Source organism: Geoglobus sp. (genome assembly GCF_054018175.1).
This window is the reverse complement of sequence record NZ_JBPLZQ010000075.1, coordinates 1-15,036: the sequence shown is the minus strand read 5'-3', so window position 1 is coordinate 15,036 and position 15,036 is coordinate 1. Positions and strand designations below refer to the sequence as shown.

Here is a 15,036-nt window from a genome sequence, read left to right as displayed (position 1 = left end):
CCGCACTGTCTGTAGCAAGAGCCGGATGCACTCCCTTGAAGTGCATCTCGTAAACTCCCACTCTCAGCAGGTTCCGAACAAACGGGTTTATGGAAGAGAGGTCCCTGAAACCGAGCGCCTTTTGAAGGATGAAATCGATTGCGTTCCTTCTCTTCAGAACCTCAAAAACGTAGGCATGAACGCTCCCCCTGATCCTGTAATCCACTTTCTTCCCGAGAAAGTACCTCCTGAGCGCCTCCTTTGCAGAGATCGTGGTTTCCTCAACGATCTGCAAAACCTCGGCTGCAAGCTTCTGGGTGGGTACTACATCACCACCATCTGCGCGTGCCAGCATTCTCCTATCTTCAGAACCCTCTTCTCATCAACAATTCCCATGCTGATTGCAAGCTTCACGGCCTTCTCGCCCGAAATGTTGGCTATCGTCGCCTGCCTCAAGGCCCTCTTGACCTCCTCCTCGCCCACGCTTTCAGTTCCGTAGAACTCCTCCCTGATCTCTATTTTGAGCTCGCCCTCTCTGAAGTTCCTGCCTATCAGCTCCTCATCGCAAACGGCAACCATTACCTCTCCCTTCACCCGGTACACTCTCATCCGGAAGCTCATAGTCCCTTTACAGAGTGCTTGGCACCGCACGCAAGGCACTTTACGAACAGCACCCTCTCCTCCCTCACGAACTCAGTATCGGGGGCACCACACTCCTTGCAGAGGACGTATGTTCTGACATAGTCGTCTATCTCCTTCTGAATTTCCCTGTCGGTGAACTTTCCCTGAAGTATGAGCCTTCCAGACTCGACCACGCCTGCGGTACCGAGCGACCTGACGAGGTACTTGTAGAGGTGCTCCTCACTCCTGTTTATCGTCTTGGCAATGACACCGAAGTTCTTCACAATAGTCCTGCTTCCTTCTTTCTGAACGCTAACACGCGGAATTTCGAACCTCTCCCTGCTTATGACCTTTTCAGGGAGCATGCTGTAAGCCCTTTCAAGGAGTTCATCATAACTCTTCATAGTTCAGCCTCTCTGCCAGCACATAATTAAGCTTTTTCGCCTGCTCGATGAACTCGATCGGGTAATTTTCAGAGTAGTAGAGGTGGGAGTAGCACCTGCAGTCGGAACAGCCGAAGCCCTTTATGCCCTCCATGAACCGGCTCGCGAGCTCGGCAATCTGGTGCTCGTCCGCCCTGCACCTGTACGCCTCCACCGCCCTCGCCTTAACGCTCAGGTAATCCACGTGCCAGTGAAGCTTCTTGTTCCTGCTGAAGTGTCTTCTGACTCTCTTGGAGAAGCCCCGCTTTGCAGAACCGGAGTAAACGTAGTAGCCCTTCCTGAACACAATCCTGCCAAGCTTTCCGACCTCAATTTCCTCGTCCCTGTCGAGCCTGAAAATGACGAAATACATGTGTAGTAGAGTGTGCAGGTGGTATTAAACGTTGTAGTTTTCCGGGACGATTTCGCTGAGCCTTCCAGAACACACCGGACAGTCTTCCCTCCTCCTCACCGAAATCTCGAACCACTCCATGGTCTGAAGGTCTGCCCTGACCAGCTTTCCCTCCAGAATCTCTCCGAAACCTGTCAGAAGCTTCACGGTTTCTGCGGCCTGTATTGTACCGAAGAAGCCCGCCGTGAAGCCGAATATCCCGGGGGTGTGCTGATCCACTTCCCTCGGGTAGAGACACCTGTAACAGGGTGTCCCATCCCTGTAAGTGAACGTGGAAGCCTCACCCTCGGCCTCAAACACTGCGGCGTGGACCATCGGCTTTCCGAGCAGGAAACAGGCGTCGTTTATCAGAAACCTGAGCGCCATGGAATCAACGCACGATACGACCACGTCCCAGGGCTTGAAAACCTCCACCACGTTCTCCGGATCCAGCCTGAAAGGATAGGCAACAGCCTCAATCTCAGGATTCAGCCTGTTTACGTACCTCACCGCCGAGATTGCCTTGTTCTCTCCGACGTTCCCGGCGTGTATTACCTGACGGTTCAGGTTGGAGATTTCAACGCGGTCGTGATCTACCACTCCAATCCTGCCAACCCCGGCAGCTGCAAGGTAGCTTATCACCGGGCTTCCGAGGCCCCCGGCACCGACAACCAGTACCTTGGCTTTTTCGAGCTTCTTCTGCCCCTCCTCTCCAAAATATGGAATGATGACCTGCCTATGATATCTGCTCGATGTCATAGTCCCTCTCCCCGAGACCGAGTTCCTCCGCGTAGCTGATCTGCCTTTCCGGACTCGTCCACTCCCAGAACCTGTTCCTGAGCAGGGCCCTTGATGTGAGCTCCTCGTTCCTGTATGCATCGAGGCTGGCTGAATCCACGGAGACTATGTCCCGCGACGCAAATATGCCTATGTCGGGAACCTGGGGGACTCCGCTGTAGGGGTGGCAGTCACAGTGGGGAGTGACGTCTATGGCGAAGTTGAGGTAGGCGAAGCTGTCCTTTCCAACCAGATCCAGCACGGCCTTGGCCGACTCGACGATCCTCTCGGCTATGTCATCACCGTCGAGCCAGGGCCCGATCCTGATCGCGTGATCTTCACAGACCTCGTAGCACCCGAGGCACTTCATGCACCTCGACGTGTCAATCACGAAATCGCGTATCGCTCCAAACGGGCACACCTCAACACACCTCATGCACTTAGTGCACCTCTCCAGATCTATCTCGGGTGGAGACGGGAGGTGGATGTCGTATTTCGTAGTCTTTGTCACGCACCCAACTCCAATGTTCTTCATGCTCCCGCCAATGCCTCCTCTCATGTGAAGCTTGAAGTGCGTTGCAACGAGCACGAAGTCCGATTCGGCTATCGCCTTTGCGACGTAAACTTCCCTCAGATGTTTGACGTCCTGATGCACTCTCACTCCGTCAAATCCCCTCAGACCGTCCGCGATTATTATCGGTGCTCCAACCGTCTGAGAGGTGTATCCGTTCTCCTCAGCTATCTCAATCCTCCCAACGGCTGTGTTTCTGTCTCTGAACATTCCGAGCCCTGTGGTTTCGGTCACGAAAACTCTCGCTCCCCTTTCCTTTAGCATCTGCACGATCTTCCTCAGGAAGAGGGAGCGAACCGTCTTTGTCGTGCCCCTATCCCCAAAGTGAGTCTTAACGGCGACCACATCGCCTGAGGATACGCTGTCCAGAATCCCGCTTTCCTCCACGAGCCTCTCGAGCCTGAACACCAGGCTTTTGTCCGGCTGGTACCATCTCGCCGGCTCTGTCACGTCGACATCAGCGGGAGTGAAAAACACCCTTGCCATGATGTTACCACGCCAGCAAATGTTAAATATCTTTCGTAAAATTCTGTTTTATGAGGAAATTTGCCCTGATACTTGGACTCATGCTCGTGATATCTGGAGCGAACGCTTTTGAGATCATCATTGAAGGTTATGACGGCGGAAACGTCACCGTAAGACTGATACCGATGGGAAACGGGAGCATGGAGAACGTAACCGTCCAGGATAACGTCGTAACGCTCCAGAACCTCACAAACGGCAGCTATCACGTGGTGGTCGCATACAAGGACATGCAGTACTTGGGGAGCGTAGTGATCCCCGACAACGAAAGCCTGGTGGTCAACTTCACCACTGTTAGCGACCCGTCAGTGCTGAAAATTGACAACATACACTACATCGTGAACTACCAGAACGACGGACTTGTGATTCTCGAGGTCATAAACTTCGAAAACACGGCCGACTCGTACTACAGGGGTGACATAATAAAGAGAATCCCCAAAAACGCCACGCATGTTGTTATAGATGATGCGGGGCTCATTCAGGCAGGAGTCGCTTATGAAAATCTAACCCAGGAGGGAGACCGAATCGTGATCAAGAACGCGACAGTCCAGCCTCACGGCGTTTTCTCGCTGGCATACATCTACTTCCCGTCAGGTGAGCTGGAGATAATTGCCGACTACCCGACAGACATAATCCGAGTCATACATCCGACATTCATCAAAGTGAGTGCTCCTGAGGTGTTCTCAGAAGAGACGCAGTTCGCAGACGCAAACGGACAGGTGTTTGCAGTTCTGAAGGCAACAAACATCACGAAGGGAGAGACATTCAGAATTGCTGCCGAGGTCACCCAGCAGGGCAGCACTGCGGGCACCGCAGAGCAGAGAGGGGGCAGCCCCTTCCAGAATCCCGCCGTTATCGCGGGAGTCCTTCTGGTGGCCGCAGGAGTTGCGCTGTTCATATACTCCGGACGCAGGGGCAGGGGCGGTGAAGGAAAAAGCGGTGGAGAGTGGGAAATCACGGAAGAATAACCGTCCCTATTTTTTCTCCACTCAGAGCTTTTTTCACGTTTTCAGGAGTGCCCTCGAAGATTACCGTTGGGATTCTGCTTCTCTGAATGATCTTGCTCGCGAGCAAGTCCACAACGCTGCTGCTTCCAGCCCTCACGTCGTTCCTCGCCACGATCTCCACGAGCTGCTCGGGTGACAGCTCATAGTACCTCACAGCACTATCATCCTTTCTCGGATCGGCCGAGTACACGCCATCAACGGATGTCGCTATCAGGAGCTGCTCAACACCGAGAGACTCTGCGAGAAGTGCCGCGGTTGCGTCCGTTGTGTGTCCCGGGAACGTGCCACCCATCACGACCTTCGAATAGCTGCCGAGCAACACCTTGGCAGTCGTGAGGTCGTGAGGCACCACAGGTGAGCAGTCGTCAATTGCAGATGAGAGTATTGTCGCGTTTATCCTCGTCACTGCAATTCCTATCTCATCACACCTGACCTCATCCGCCCCAAGCTTCCTGGCCACATCTATGAAGTCCCTGGCGATTCTGCCACCTCCGATCACTACCGCGAGCTTGCCCGGATACTCGTTTATTGCCCTCGCGTATCTCATGACCCTCTCGTGGTCGAAGTCCCCGAAAACCATTGAGCCGCCAAGCGCGAGAACCTTCATCCCTCCACCGTATGCAGGAGATATAAAAAGGGTTTCGCCGGGTATATACTTCAGTATTTTTGAATAATTCAATAAATAGTAAAATATTTATATCATCGAGCTAAATAATAATGTGGTGATATTATGGAACTCGACTCCAAAGACGAAAGGCTTGTGGACCTGCTTGCGGAGGCGGGACTCAACAGAAACATAGCCAGAGTCATCGTTTACCTGTCAAAGGCCGGAGAGGCCATTTCAAGAGATATAGAGAGAGAGGCCAACCTCAGACAGCCGGAGGTCAGTCTCGCAATGAAGGATCTGAAAAACCTCGGCTGGATAAAGGAGAAGGAGATCAAAAAGAAGGGAAAGGGCAGGCCGCTGAAGAGCTATAAACTGAGCCTCGACATCAAGGAGATAGTCAGAGAACTCGTAGAGAGAAAGAGAGAGGAGCTGAAGAGGCTCGAGAGAGATCTGGAAGAGCTTGAGGAACTCGTAGGTCTGAAATGAAGATCGATATAAACATCGGCAGAAACTACGCCAGAATAAACGTTGACAGGGTCGTCGTTGTGTGCCACGGACTGCCATACGAACCCGGTTCGGCAATAGACAAGAGCTACGACAGTCTGGCCGAGTTTTTTTCCAGACGGGGAATTCCGGCAGTTGTGTTCGACTTTTCTGGAACGGGTAAGAGTCAGGGGAGTTTCAGCCTCATTGCATGGCTCGAAGATCTCGAGAGCATCGCAGAGAACTTCGAGGAGGTACACGTGGTTGGCTTCAGCATGGGAGGTGCTGTTGCTTATGCCCTCGAGGGGGCAGAGAGCTACAGCATAATTTCCTCCCCGTTCAGTCCGGAAATGTTCGGAGAGGGTATGCTCAGGGACATCTACTCGAACGCCCTGCTCAAGGGGACACTGAGGGGTATAAGGGACTACGAAACGTTCAGCAGGAGGTTCGCTGAAGAGTTTCAGAGCATAGCTCCGTCGAACGTTAAGCCGAAAAAAGATGTGCTCGTCGTCCACGCGATTGATGACGAAGTTGTGCCGATCGATCAGGGAGAGAGGATATTCAGGCATTCAAAGAAGCCAAAGAAGTTCGTTCGGGTGGAGAACGGAGGTCACTTCCTGAGAAGGTCGGAGAAGGTTATAGAACTTGCTTACAGGTGGGTTTCGGAAAAAAGGGATGGTGAGGAGGTGGAGACGATCAGGATCTGACCTTTTCGAGCACACCCTCTATCTGCTTCCAGACGTCATCTATGTCCTTCGTGCCGTCAATATCGTGGATCAAATTCTTCCTGCCGTAGTACTCGATGAGCGGCTCGGTCTGTTCCCTGTAAACCCTCAACCTCTCCCTCACGGTCTCCTCCTTATCGTCGTCCCTCTGGTACAGCTCCCCACCGCACTTGTCACAGATTCCGTCCCGCTCTGGCGGATTGTATATGAGGTTGTACACCGCCCCGCACTCCTTGCAGATCCTCCTGTAGACAATTCTCTTCAGAATTTCCTCGTCCGGAACGACTATGTTTATCACCGCGTCAATCCTCCTGCCCATGTCGTCAAGCATTTCGTCGAGGGCTTCTGCCTGGTTGAGAGTCCTCGGAAAACCGTCCAGTATGAACCCATTCTCACAGTCGGGCTGGGAAATCCTATCCCTCACGATCCCGATTACGATCTCGTCAGGTACAAGCTCCCCCCTGTCCATGTACTCCTTTGCCTTCTTACCGAGCTCGGTTCCCTTAGCGACAGCCTCTCTGAACATGTCGCCTGTGGATATCTGAGGAATTCCGTACTTTTCCACAATTCTCTTGGCCTGCGTGCCCTTTCCGGCACCCGGAGGACCGAGAAGAATCAGGTTCATGGTGCTCAGTCTCAGGAGAGAATTATTAAAGTTTTTTCATTTTTGTTCGTTAACTATCGCTCTGGCCTTCCTCAGCGCCTCTCTGACCACACCCCTCCTGCTGAGCCCGCCGAGTCTGAAGGCGGTCTTCCTTATGCTTCCGGTCTTCAGGAACAGTCTGAGCACCTCCTTCTCATCCTCGCTGAGAGCGTCGCTTTCCACCGCTCTCCTCGCTATCTCGATCAGGTCGTCGTTCTCGTAGTACATCTCCGCGGGATCGAGTGGCCTTTCGAAAGGCTCGAGATCGAACTCGATGAGGTAGAGTCTGTCTCTGTCAGAGTAGTAGTCCCTTATCTCAGACACGAGCTCTTCGGCCGACTTAAACCCCTCCATTCCTGCGATTTCGTCGTCAATCTCGTCCAGCCTGATCTCCCTAACGCTCCTTATCCTCGCCTTACCGATTATTTTTCCACCGCAGTGAACGTAAACCAATTCTCCGGGCTTAACGTAAACCCTCTTCCTTATGGTCGCCCTCTTCTCCCCGCTCAGGAGCTTCTGGAGGTACTTGCCCTTGAACTCGAGGTGCCTCATACCTCCTCCCCCAGATATATCCCGTCCTTCGCCCTGACTATCCTGAACCTCACGTGCTCCCCGACATCCCGGTCTGTCAGGACCGTCACGACCCTGTCTCCAACAACGGCAATTCTCTCCCCAAAGCCCCTTCCGTCCGCAACTATTCTTGCGGAGTAAACGTCCCCCTTCCTGATCCTCGATGGATACCTCCTTCTTCTCTCAATTCCGAAGTCCCTCGGACTCAAAACCAGCTTTACCCCGTACTCGCCCTCAAGCTCCCTCAGCTTTTCGTAGAAGAGTTTGAAGCTCACGACCCTCTTCACCTTCCTGCCGCCCTTGTAAGGTATGTACTTCTGAATTCCGAGGGGCGGCCACCTCTTCCCCGCTCCAATCTCGAGGGCAAACTCGATTATCTCCCGAATGTCCCCGTCGTTAATTCCCGGAAGCCAGACAGGAGCGATCAGGAGGTCAATTCTGCTGTCCGCTATGTATTCCGCGATCCTCCTGACCTTTTCCACCGGATACCTCACACCGTAGATTTTCTCTGCCCTCTCCGGATTGAGGCTGCTCACGCTCAGGTTGATCCTGTCAATGATACCCTCAAGCCGGTCAATCAGGCGCTCGTTCAGCAGGGTTCCGTTGGTCTGAATCGACACCACTGCCGTCTCACGCACCTCCTTAAGCCCCCTCGCGAGCTCCGGCAGGTACGGGTAGAGGAACGGTTCCGCCTGCCCGTCTATGTGGGCCTCAACCCCATCCCCCTTGAACTCCGCCAGCCTTCTGTACTCTTCGACGAGGTAGTCAGGATCGACTATGAAGTCGTTTGCCTTCGTCCTGCTTCTTCTGCCCTCGTCAACGCTGCAGAATATGCAGTTAAGATTGCAGCCCGTTATGGGCCTGACCTGAATCAGGTTGGTGCCCCTGTCTATGAGGCCGAAGGCAGCGTGCCCCAAAAGCGGGATGCCCAACTCCCTCGTTATGTAGAGCAGGTTCCTCTTGGTGGTGTGATGTAGGACGCGTTTCTCCTCGGAAAACTGGATTATCTCCTCCCTGCTCAGCCTCCTCCTGAGCTTCTCGTAAACGCTCTTTTTTATCCTTACCTCGACTATCCTCCTGAGGAGGAAGACCTTCTCGTCGCCAACCTCGTACTCGGTTATCATAGCTGGGTCTTCTTAAGCGCCTCCCTGCCCTTCTCGGTTATGGTTATTCCCTCCTCACCGCTCTCGACATAACCCCTCTCCACGAGAGACTCAACCAAACTCTTCAGCATTTTCTCGGGAAGCCTCGTGGACTTTCTCAGGGATTCAATATCCAGCGTCTTATCAGCGAGGAGCTGGAGCACCTTGAGCATGTTGCCCGAAAGCATACTTTCTATATCTCCACTGAACTTATTAAACAATTGCGTAAGGGTTTAATATTTCCCGCACACCCCTCACTGTGAATTCGATCAGAGCCGGCATGAGCTTCTTCTCAACGATAAAAGCTGGAGGTGATTTTGAGGACCTGACGAGGAACCTGTACGTCATGCCCGCTATTGGTGCCATCCTCGGCGCAATTATGGGGCTTGCAAGCTACCCCATCTCGCTCTACGGCCTCAGTTTTCTCGCGGTTGTGATCTACCTCGCCGTAGAGGGGATAAACCACATAGACGGTCTATCGGACTTCTTCGACGCGTATTACGCGCCGGAAGGCAATAAGCTGACTGCACTGAAAGACCTGAACACCGGCACGGGAGGGACGGTGGCTGTGGCACTTTACGTGACAATGCTCGCACTGCTTTTCAGCAGGATTGATCCGGCAAGGATCATTCCCGCGATGGTGCTCGCCCAGACGCTCGCGAAGCAGGGCATGCTCCACCTCATGCTCACTTCAAAGCCCCTGTGGCCGGGAATCGTTTCGGAGTTCATGAAGCACGCAAAAAGGAGAGACCATTCATCGTATTTCTTTACGATCTCGGTCGCCCTGCTCACCAGCACGGTATTCCTCCAGCAGACCGTGCTCTCACTCGTCACATACATTCTCGTCTTGCTGGTAATGAAGAGTTACGCGGACAGAAAGTTCGGGGGAATTAACGGGGACGTGGTTGGTGCGACGAACTGCGTTATATTTCTGGCAGTCACAGGTGTGTGGGCATGCTTGCCATCGTGATGTGCGGCGGGAGAGGGAGCAGGATTGGTTTCGTGGAGAAGCCCCTGATTGCTGCGGGTGGAAAGAGGCTTATTGAGGGTGTTATCGAGGAGCTCGAGCTGGCCGGGCTTGAGATGATCTTCGTCACCTCTCCCTTCACCCCAGAGACGGAGGAGTTTCTCAGAAGAGAGGGGCGGGAGGTCTTCAGGGCTGAGGGGAGGGGGTACATGCAGGACCTGTACGAGACCATGCATCAGTACCGGATTGTCGAGCCCGTTCTGAATGTGAACTCCGACCTGTACTTCAGGGAAAGAGGTGTTCTGCTGGAGTTCCTGAGAGCCTACCTTTCCTCGTCATCTCCAGCCATGTCGGCCGTGTTTCCGGACGGCAGGAGGGTCGGCATAAACGCCTTCGATCCCGTGCTGGGGGAGCAGAGGGAGGAAAAGTTCATTATCGAGGAGGACAGAGTTGTGAATGTAGACACTCCTGAAGACCTGGAGAGGCTGGGCTATGGACGAGTACTTGGAGAGAAGAAAGAAGATGGTTGAAAGGCTCAGAGACGAGCTGAGAATTTCGGACAAAGTAGCCAAAGCCATGCTCGAGGTTCCGAGGCATCTCTTCGTTCCTCCGCACTTGAGGAAGGAGGCCTACAACGACTACCCGCTGCCCATAGGCCACGGACAGACCATAAGCGCCCCTCACATGGTCGCGATCATGTGCGACCTGCTCGACCTGAGGGAGGGCGAGAAGGTTCTCGAAGTGGGGACCGGCAGCGGATACCATGCAGCCGTCGTCTCGAAGATTGTCGGGGAGAAGGGACTGGTCGTGACGGTCGAGAGGATTCCGGAGCTTGCAGAGACCGCGAGAAAAATCTACGAGTCCCTCGGCTACGACAACATAGAGGTGGTGGTCGCGGACGGAAGCTTGGGATACGAGGAGCTCGCCCCTTACGATAAAATTTACGTAACCGCGAGCGCCCCTAAGATTCCGGTAAAGCTGCTCGCCCAGCTCAAAAACGGTGGAAGGATGGTGATTCCCGTCGGAGACTTCGTCCAGTACCTGTACGTGGTTGACAAGGACGAGTACGGCAGGGTTACGAAGAGGAGCTGGGGGGCTGTCAGGTTCGTCCCGCTGATTGGTGAGGAGGGTTTCGAGGACTGACCTACCTCACCCCGCTCCTCAGGGGCCTGACGGGAAGGACATGTATGTGCTCACCAACCTCAACCCTGCCCTCGACACCGTAGACCTCGGGCAGCAGGTCTGCAGTCAGCACCTCCCTTGGAGTTCCGCAGGCGTAGACCTTCCCGCGACTGAGCACCACGAGTCTGTCCGCATACCTCGCTGCCAGGTTGAGGTCGTGGAGTACCACTATTGTCGTAACCCCGCGTTCCTCTGTCACCCTCCTCACGAGCTCGAGTATCTCGAGCTGGTTCCTTATGTCGAGGTTCGAGACTGGTTCGTCCAGCAGCAGAACCTCTGGCTCCCTGACGAGGGCCTGAGCTATCAACACCATCTGCCTCTCTCCCCCGCTCAGCTGGTTCGCGATCCTTCCTGCATAGCCCTCCATTCCGAGATCCTCAAGAACTCTGCCCACCACCTGCAAGTCGCGATCCCTTACCCTCCACGTGAGATGCGGTATTCTCCCGAGCAGCACGACCTCATAAACGGTCATTATCCCGGGTATGACGTTTTCCTGTGGAAGGTAGCTGACAATTCTCGTAACCTCGTCCCTGCTCATCTCTCCAATGTCGGTGCCGTCCAGGAGCACGTTGCCCGAGGATGGCCTCTCCAGCCCGGCGACCATCTTGAGGAGGGTCGTCTTACCTGCACCGTTTGGACCTATAATCGCTGTGACCTCCCCCTCTCCTGCAGAAAAGCTCACTCCATCGAGAACTTTCCTCGAGCCGTACCCGAAGGAAATCCCCCTGACGTCGACGGCTACCATATCTGCCGCCTCCCCCTCATCACAAGGAACATGAAAAACGGGACCCCGAGCAGAGAGGTGATTATCCCCACGGGAAATATCGCACCGGGAACCGCGGTCTTGCTGACAAGAGCTCCGGCGAGGAGCACAGCTCCCCCGCACAGAATCGAACCGACTATCAGGAACCTCTGATCCTCCCCGATAAGCATTCTCGCCATGTGAGGTGCCACGAGGCCTACGAATCCTATGATTCCCACGAAGCATATTGCTATGGACGTCAGGAGGGAAACGTACACCAGAACCTCCACCCTGACGGCCTCAGTGTTCACACCGAGGGCTCTCGCCTTCTCTTCCCCAAGCCTGAGCGCCGTGATCCTCCAGGACCTGAACAAGAGGACCAGAGTGACGGGAATGAGAACCGCAAGGATTGCCTGAGCCTTCAGCAGGCTCGCCTTGGTCAGACTTCCGAAGAGCCAGAAGACTATGGCCTGGAGAGTCTCCTCGCTCGCGTAGAACTGCAGGAGGGCAAGCAGAGACTGAAACATGAAGGAGATCGCTATCCCTCCGAGAACGAGGGTCTCGCTCGTAAATCCCCTGAGCTTTCCGATGAACGTTATCAGCATGCACGTGAGGAATGAGAAGAAGAAAGCGTTCACCGGTACGACAAACTCGGAGGGGATTGCGGGAACGACCTTTACACCGAGGACGTAGGCGAGGGCAGCGCCAAAGCCTGCACCTGCAGAAACTCCGAGCGTGTAAGGGCTGGCGAGCGGATTGTTAAGTATCGTCTGCATCTGCAGGCCGGCAAGTCCGAGAGCTCCACCGACGAGCATTGCTGTAAGGGTCCAGGGCAGCCTGTACTCCCATATCACCACGTCCTTCGGCTCGTTGCCCGGGCTAAGAAGGCTTCCAACAACATCACCAATTCCCAGCTTCATTGGTCCGGTGGTCAGGTTAAGCACCGAGAGTATCACGCTCAGAACAAAAAAAATGATGAGGAACTGCACTCTCTTGCGAATCAGAGACTTGTACATTCCCTCCATGCTCATCCACCAATGCCAGCGGCCCACACACCCCTGTAGGGCAGTGGCATGAACCTCTCGTAAAACTCCTTCATGCTCTCCTCCGGGTTGAGGTCGCTGAACAGCTCCGGGTGCAGCCACTTGGCGATGTACTGCAGGCAGACGAACTCGAATATGTGTCCGTGTGAGAGTCCGTGGTGGACCAAGTACACCCTGCCACTCTTCACCGCGTTCAGGTTCTCCCATCCAGGTCGGCTCACGAGCTCCATGAGTGCAGCTTTTGCCTCGGCATCGCTGTCAACCGTGTAGCCTATCGCAACCCTCTGCCCGCTGGGGAAGTTGTTGTTGCACGTGAACACTATAACATCGGGATTCTGCTCGATCACGAACTCCGGGTTCACGTCTCCGCTGGCCCCGCTTACAGCTTCAGCAGCTATGTTCCTTCCACCAGCCATCTCTATCCAGTGGTTGTACATCCCCTCCTCTCCGTAGGCCCTCCACTCTGACCACGTCGCAAACACTATGGCCTTGGGCCTGTTATCCACATTCTCGGCCCTCTCAACCACGGAGCTGACCTCCTCTCTGAAGAACTGCACGAGCTCTTTCGCCCTCTCCTCCTTACCAAGCAGCGTACCGAGAAGCATCGTGCTCCTGTTGACCTCCTCAAACAGCTCTGTGACGTTGCTGCTGTGTGGGAAGTAGTCCGTGAAGACAACAGGGATACCGGCCTTTTCGATCCTCTTCAGATCCTCGTCCATGTACTTGAGCATTGACCTGTCAGCTATGACGACGTCGGGCCTGAGCTTCAGTACCTGCTCCACCTCGAACGTCTTGCCAGGCTGCCCCACATCCGGGAGTTCCGCGAGCCTCGGGTAGTTCTCCACCCACCCCTGCCACCAGTCCGGCCTGTACTTCTTGTACCTCCATGAGTTAAGCCCAACGATCTTGCTGAGGGCCTCCTCACCTCCAACTGCGGCGTAGTCCTCGAGACCGTAGAGAAGGACGACTCTGTTAACCGGAACCTTCACTTCAACCGTCCTTCCCGCCAGGTCCGTGACTCTGACTACCCTCTCAGCCTTTGGGCTTTCGAGGCTTATCGCCCACGTTCCGCTGTACTCTACCGTCAGGAACCTCTCGTGGAACTCCTTCCACGATTTCTCTGGGTCGAGGTTGCTGAAAAGTTCAGGATGTAGCCATTTTGCGAAGTATTGCAGCGCCACAAAGTCGTATATGTGGCCGTGGACGAAGTAAATGTGAACCGCATACACTCTACCGTTTTTCACAGCATTCAGGTTATCCCAGCCAGGTCTGTTTATCAGCTCCCCGAGCATCTCCTCAGCCTTTTCTCTATCAATCCCGTACCCGAGGTCAACATTCCAACCTTTCTTTCCAATGAATATCACGACGTCTGGATTTTCCTCAAGCACAAATTCAGGACTGATTTCCCCTGACATCTCCAGAACCTTCGCCGCTATGTTCTCTCCCCCTGCGAACTCAATCATCTTGCCCCTGTAGTGCTCCTTTCCATACGTTGTCCATCCCTTTCCCAGGAGAAGGACCTTTGGTCTGCTCTCAACATCTTCGAGTGTTTTCAGAACCTCTTCAACCTGAGACCTGTAGTACTCCACAAGTTCTTCTGCTCTTTCCTCCTCGCCCAGAAGAGTGCCGAGAATGATTGTGCTCTTGGAGTGAGTGGTTATGTTAAAAGGCTCATAGTAATCTATGAAAACCACCGGAATTCCTGCCTTCTCAAGCTTTTCCAGATCCTCCTTCACGTACTTGTACTGATCCTTCGACATTATCACGACGTCTGGCTTCAGCTCTATTACTTTCTCAGCGCTGAATGTCCCCTTCCACGGATATCCCACATCCTGGATCTCGTCTATCCACGGGTATTTCTGAAGATACACGTTCCAAACAGTCGGCCTTCTGCCCTCCCAATAGTACTTGCTCCATCCAACGATCTTCTTCAGTGCATCCTCTCCGCCAACAGCAACATATTCTTCAACGTTGAATGTTATAACAACCCTTTCAACCGGAACCTTCACATGCACCTCTCTACCCATCAGATCCGTGATTGTAACAATCTCCGCACTTTTACCGCCGGAAACCTCCTTCTCCGAGCATCCAGCCACCATTACCGCAAGAACGAAAAAAACCAGGAACAGATAGCCCCACCTCATCATCACACCCCCTTGATACCTTCCACAAGGAAGTAAGACCTCCCTTCCCACGCGAGCCTGTAGAAGAGCGGTCTACCAGCCATCAGCCTCTCCCTGATCCATCCAAGATCCGTGACGGAGATTTTTCCGAGCCCGGCACTCTCCATAAGCCAGACAACCCTGTCCTGAGTCATCTTCCCGTGGAGTGGCAGGTGCCTGCTGACCTCCCCGTCATAGCCCGTGCGCCAAAAAGGGTTCCTCCTCTCGTAGACGGAGACGAGAAATCTGCCTACCGCCCTCTTCAGCCCACTGCCACGCCACGAGCCGTCTATCACCACCACCTTTCCGCGATTCCGAACGACCCTGCCCCACTCTTCTATGGCCTTCTACGGGTTGGGAAGCGTCCAGAGGACGTGTCTGCATATTGTGGCGTCGAAGCTCTCGTCGTCGAAGGGGAGGTTTTCCGCATCGGCAACTCTGAAGTCAACTTCGACACCGGCTCTTCTTGCCTTCTCCCTC

General features: G+C 54.2%; 22 protein-coding genes. 6 read left to right on the top strand and 16 right to left on the bottom strand.

The features are described 5' to 3' along the window. From ACXJJC_RS06065 to ACXJJC_RS06040, 6 genes are all read right to left on the bottom strand, one after another. The coding region (locus ACXJJC_RS06065; RefSeq protein WP_456370201.1) for a transcription antitermination factor NusB at positions 1-334 on the bottom strand (334 nt) is incomplete at its 3' end. Next, entirely contained in the window at positions 304-588 is a 285-nt protein-coding gene (locus tag ACXJJC_RS06060; RefSeq protein WP_456370199.1) for a DUF424 domain-containing protein, read from the bottom strand. The genes ACXJJC_RS06060 and ACXJJC_RS06065, both read right to left, overlap by 31 nt. Positions 589-596: 8 nt before the next feature. Further along, a complete protein-coding gene (locus ACXJJC_RS06055; protein ID WP_456370197.1) occupies positions 597-1,004 on the bottom strand; it encodes a translation initiation factor IF-2 subunit beta in 408 nt (135 codons plus the stop codon). Continuing rightward, positions 991-1,395 carry a GIY-YIG nuclease family protein gene (locus tag ACXJJC_RS06050; RefSeq protein WP_456370196.1) on the bottom strand — a complete coding sequence of 135 codons (405 nt, stop codon included), beginning with the start codon at positions 1,393-1,395 and terminating at the stop codon, positions 991-993. The genes ACXJJC_RS06055 and ACXJJC_RS06050 overlap by 14 nt, the downstream gene beginning before the upstream one ends. 24 nt (positions 1,396-1,419) lie before the next feature. Further along, positions 1,420-2,172: a HesA/MoeB/ThiF family protein gene (locus ACXJJC_RS06045; RefSeq protein WP_456370194.1), complete on the bottom strand. Its 753-nt coding sequence runs from the start codon at positions 2,170-2,172 to the stop codon at positions 1,420-1,422. Continuing rightward, positions 2,150-3,247 (bottom strand): DUF362 domain-containing protein, encoded by a 1,098-nt coding sequence (locus ACXJJC_RS06040; protein ID WP_456370193.1) that lies wholly within the window; start codon positions 3,245-3,247, stop codon positions 2,150-2,152. Before ACXJJC_RS06040 ends, ACXJJC_RS06045 begins: the two co-directional genes overlap by 23 nt. Before the next feature lie 50 nt (positions 3,248-3,297). Here ACXJJC_RS06040 and ACXJJC_RS06035 point away from each other — a divergent pair, with 50 nt between their 5' ends. Then, positions 3,298-4,251, top strand: coding sequence for a hypothetical protein (locus ACXJJC_RS06035; protein ID WP_456370191.1), 954 nt, complete (start codon positions 3,298-3,300; stop codon positions 4,249-4,251). On the opposite strand, the gene pyrH is transcribed toward ACXJJC_RS06035, so the two are convergent. Next, positions 4,238-4,897, bottom strand: a complete 660-nt coding sequence (pyrH, locus tag ACXJJC_RS06030) for a UMP kinase (protein WP_456370190.1) — start codon at positions 4,895-4,897, stop codon at positions 4,238-4,240. The two genes, ACXJJC_RS06035 and pyrH, sit on opposite strands and share 14 nt — an antisense overlap. A 123-nt stretch (positions 4,898-5,020) precedes the next feature. Between pyrH and mreA the strand changes: the two genes are divergently transcribed. Together mreA and ACXJJC_RS06020 are read left to right on the top strand one after the other, a co-directional pair. After that, positions 5,021-5,383 (top strand): MreA family transcriptional regulator, encoded by a 363-nt coding sequence (mreA, locus tag ACXJJC_RS06025; RefSeq protein WP_456370188.1) that lies wholly within the window; start codon positions 5,021-5,023, stop codon positions 5,381-5,383. Further along, the gene (locus tag ACXJJC_RS06020) at positions 5,380-6,087 is read left to right on the top strand and encodes an alpha/beta hydrolase (RefSeq protein WP_456370186.1); all 708 of its coding nucleotides are present in this window, start codon (positions 5,380-5,382) and stop codon (positions 6,085-6,087) included. The genes mreA and ACXJJC_RS06020 overlap by 4 nt, the downstream gene beginning before the upstream one ends. Here ACXJJC_RS06020 and ACXJJC_RS06015 read toward each other — a convergent pair. Genes ACXJJC_RS06015 through ACXJJC_RS06000 form a run of 4 tightly spaced genes read right to left on the bottom strand, consistent with a single transcriptional unit; the run spans position 6,077 to position 8,648 of the window. Then, entirely contained in the window at positions 6,077-6,730 is a 654-nt protein-coding gene (locus tag ACXJJC_RS06015) for an adenylate kinase (protein WP_456370185.1), read from the bottom strand. The genes ACXJJC_RS06020 and ACXJJC_RS06015 overlap by 11 nt on opposite strands. Before the next feature lie 36 nt (positions 6,731-6,766). Continuing rightward, the gene (locus tag ACXJJC_RS06010; RefSeq protein ID WP_456370183.1) at positions 6,767-7,300 is read right to left on the bottom strand and encodes an ASCH domain-containing protein; all 534 of its coding nucleotides are present in this window, start codon (positions 7,298-7,300) and stop codon (positions 6,767-6,769) included. Next, positions 7,297-8,442 (bottom strand): radical SAM protein, encoded by a 1,146-nt coding sequence (locus ACXJJC_RS06005; RefSeq protein WP_456370181.1) that lies wholly within the window; start codon positions 8,440-8,442, stop codon positions 7,297-7,299. The genes ACXJJC_RS06010 and ACXJJC_RS06005 overlap by 4 nt, the downstream gene beginning before the upstream one ends. After that, positions 8,439-8,648 (bottom strand): winged helix-turn-helix domain-containing protein, encoded by a 210-nt coding sequence (locus ACXJJC_RS06000; RefSeq protein ID WP_456370179.1) that lies wholly within the window; start codon positions 8,646-8,648, stop codon positions 8,439-8,441. Before ACXJJC_RS06000 ends, ACXJJC_RS06005 begins: the two co-directional genes overlap by 4 nt. Positions 8,649-8,719: 71 nt before the next feature. Between ACXJJC_RS06000 and cobS the strand changes: the two genes are divergently transcribed. From cobS to ACXJJC_RS05985, 3 genes are read left to right on the top strand one after another with little or no spacing between them, the layout of a single operon-like run. Further along, positions 8,720-9,430: an adenosylcobinamide-GDP ribazoletransferase gene (cobS, locus tag ACXJJC_RS05995; protein ID WP_456370178.1), complete on the top strand. Its 711-nt coding sequence runs from the start codon at positions 8,720-8,722 to the stop codon at positions 9,428-9,430. Then, entirely contained in the window at positions 9,415-9,957 is a 543-nt protein-coding gene (locus ACXJJC_RS05990) for an NTP transferase domain-containing protein (protein ID WP_456370176.1), read from the top strand. Before cobS ends, ACXJJC_RS05990 begins: the two co-directional genes overlap by 16 nt. Beyond that, entirely contained in the window at positions 9,920-10,570 is a 651-nt protein-coding gene (locus tag ACXJJC_RS05985) for a protein-L-isoaspartate O-methyltransferase (RefSeq protein WP_456370175.1), read from the top strand. Before ACXJJC_RS05990 ends, ACXJJC_RS05985 begins: the two co-directional genes overlap by 38 nt. A gap of 1 nt (position 10,571) precedes the next feature. Here ACXJJC_RS05985 and ACXJJC_RS05980 read toward each other — a convergent pair whose 3' ends face one another. The 5 genes from ACXJJC_RS05980 to ACXJJC_RS05960 all read right to left on the bottom strand — a co-directional run. Continuing rightward, the gene (locus ACXJJC_RS05980; RefSeq protein ID WP_456370173.1) at positions 10,572-11,354 is read right to left on the bottom strand and encodes an ABC transporter ATP-binding protein; all 783 of its coding nucleotides are present in this window, start codon (positions 11,352-11,354) and stop codon (positions 10,572-10,574) included. After that, the gene (locus ACXJJC_RS05975) at positions 11,348-12,403 is read right to left on the bottom strand and encodes a FecCD family ABC transporter permease (protein ID WP_456370171.1); all 1,056 of its coding nucleotides are present in this window, start codon (positions 12,401-12,403) and stop codon (positions 11,348-11,350) included. The genes ACXJJC_RS05980 and ACXJJC_RS05975 overlap by 7 nt, the downstream gene beginning before the upstream one ends. Beyond that, entirely contained in the window at positions 12,379-14,541 is a 2,163-nt protein-coding gene (locus ACXJJC_RS05970) for an ABC transporter substrate-binding protein (RefSeq protein ID WP_456370169.1), read from the bottom strand. Before ACXJJC_RS05970 ends, ACXJJC_RS05975 begins: the two co-directional genes overlap by 25 nt. Beyond that, positions 14,541-14,852, bottom strand: coding sequence for a hypothetical protein (locus tag ACXJJC_RS05965; protein WP_456370167.1), 312 nt, complete (start codon positions 14,850-14,852; stop codon positions 14,541-14,543). The genes ACXJJC_RS05970 and ACXJJC_RS05965 overlap by 1 nt, the downstream gene beginning before the upstream one ends. A 51-nt stretch (positions 14,853-14,903) precedes the next feature. Further along, positions 14,904-15,036 (bottom strand): class I SAM-dependent methyltransferase (locus tag ACXJJC_RS05960; protein WP_456370202.1); only part of this gene is annotated, 133 nt, incomplete at its 5' end.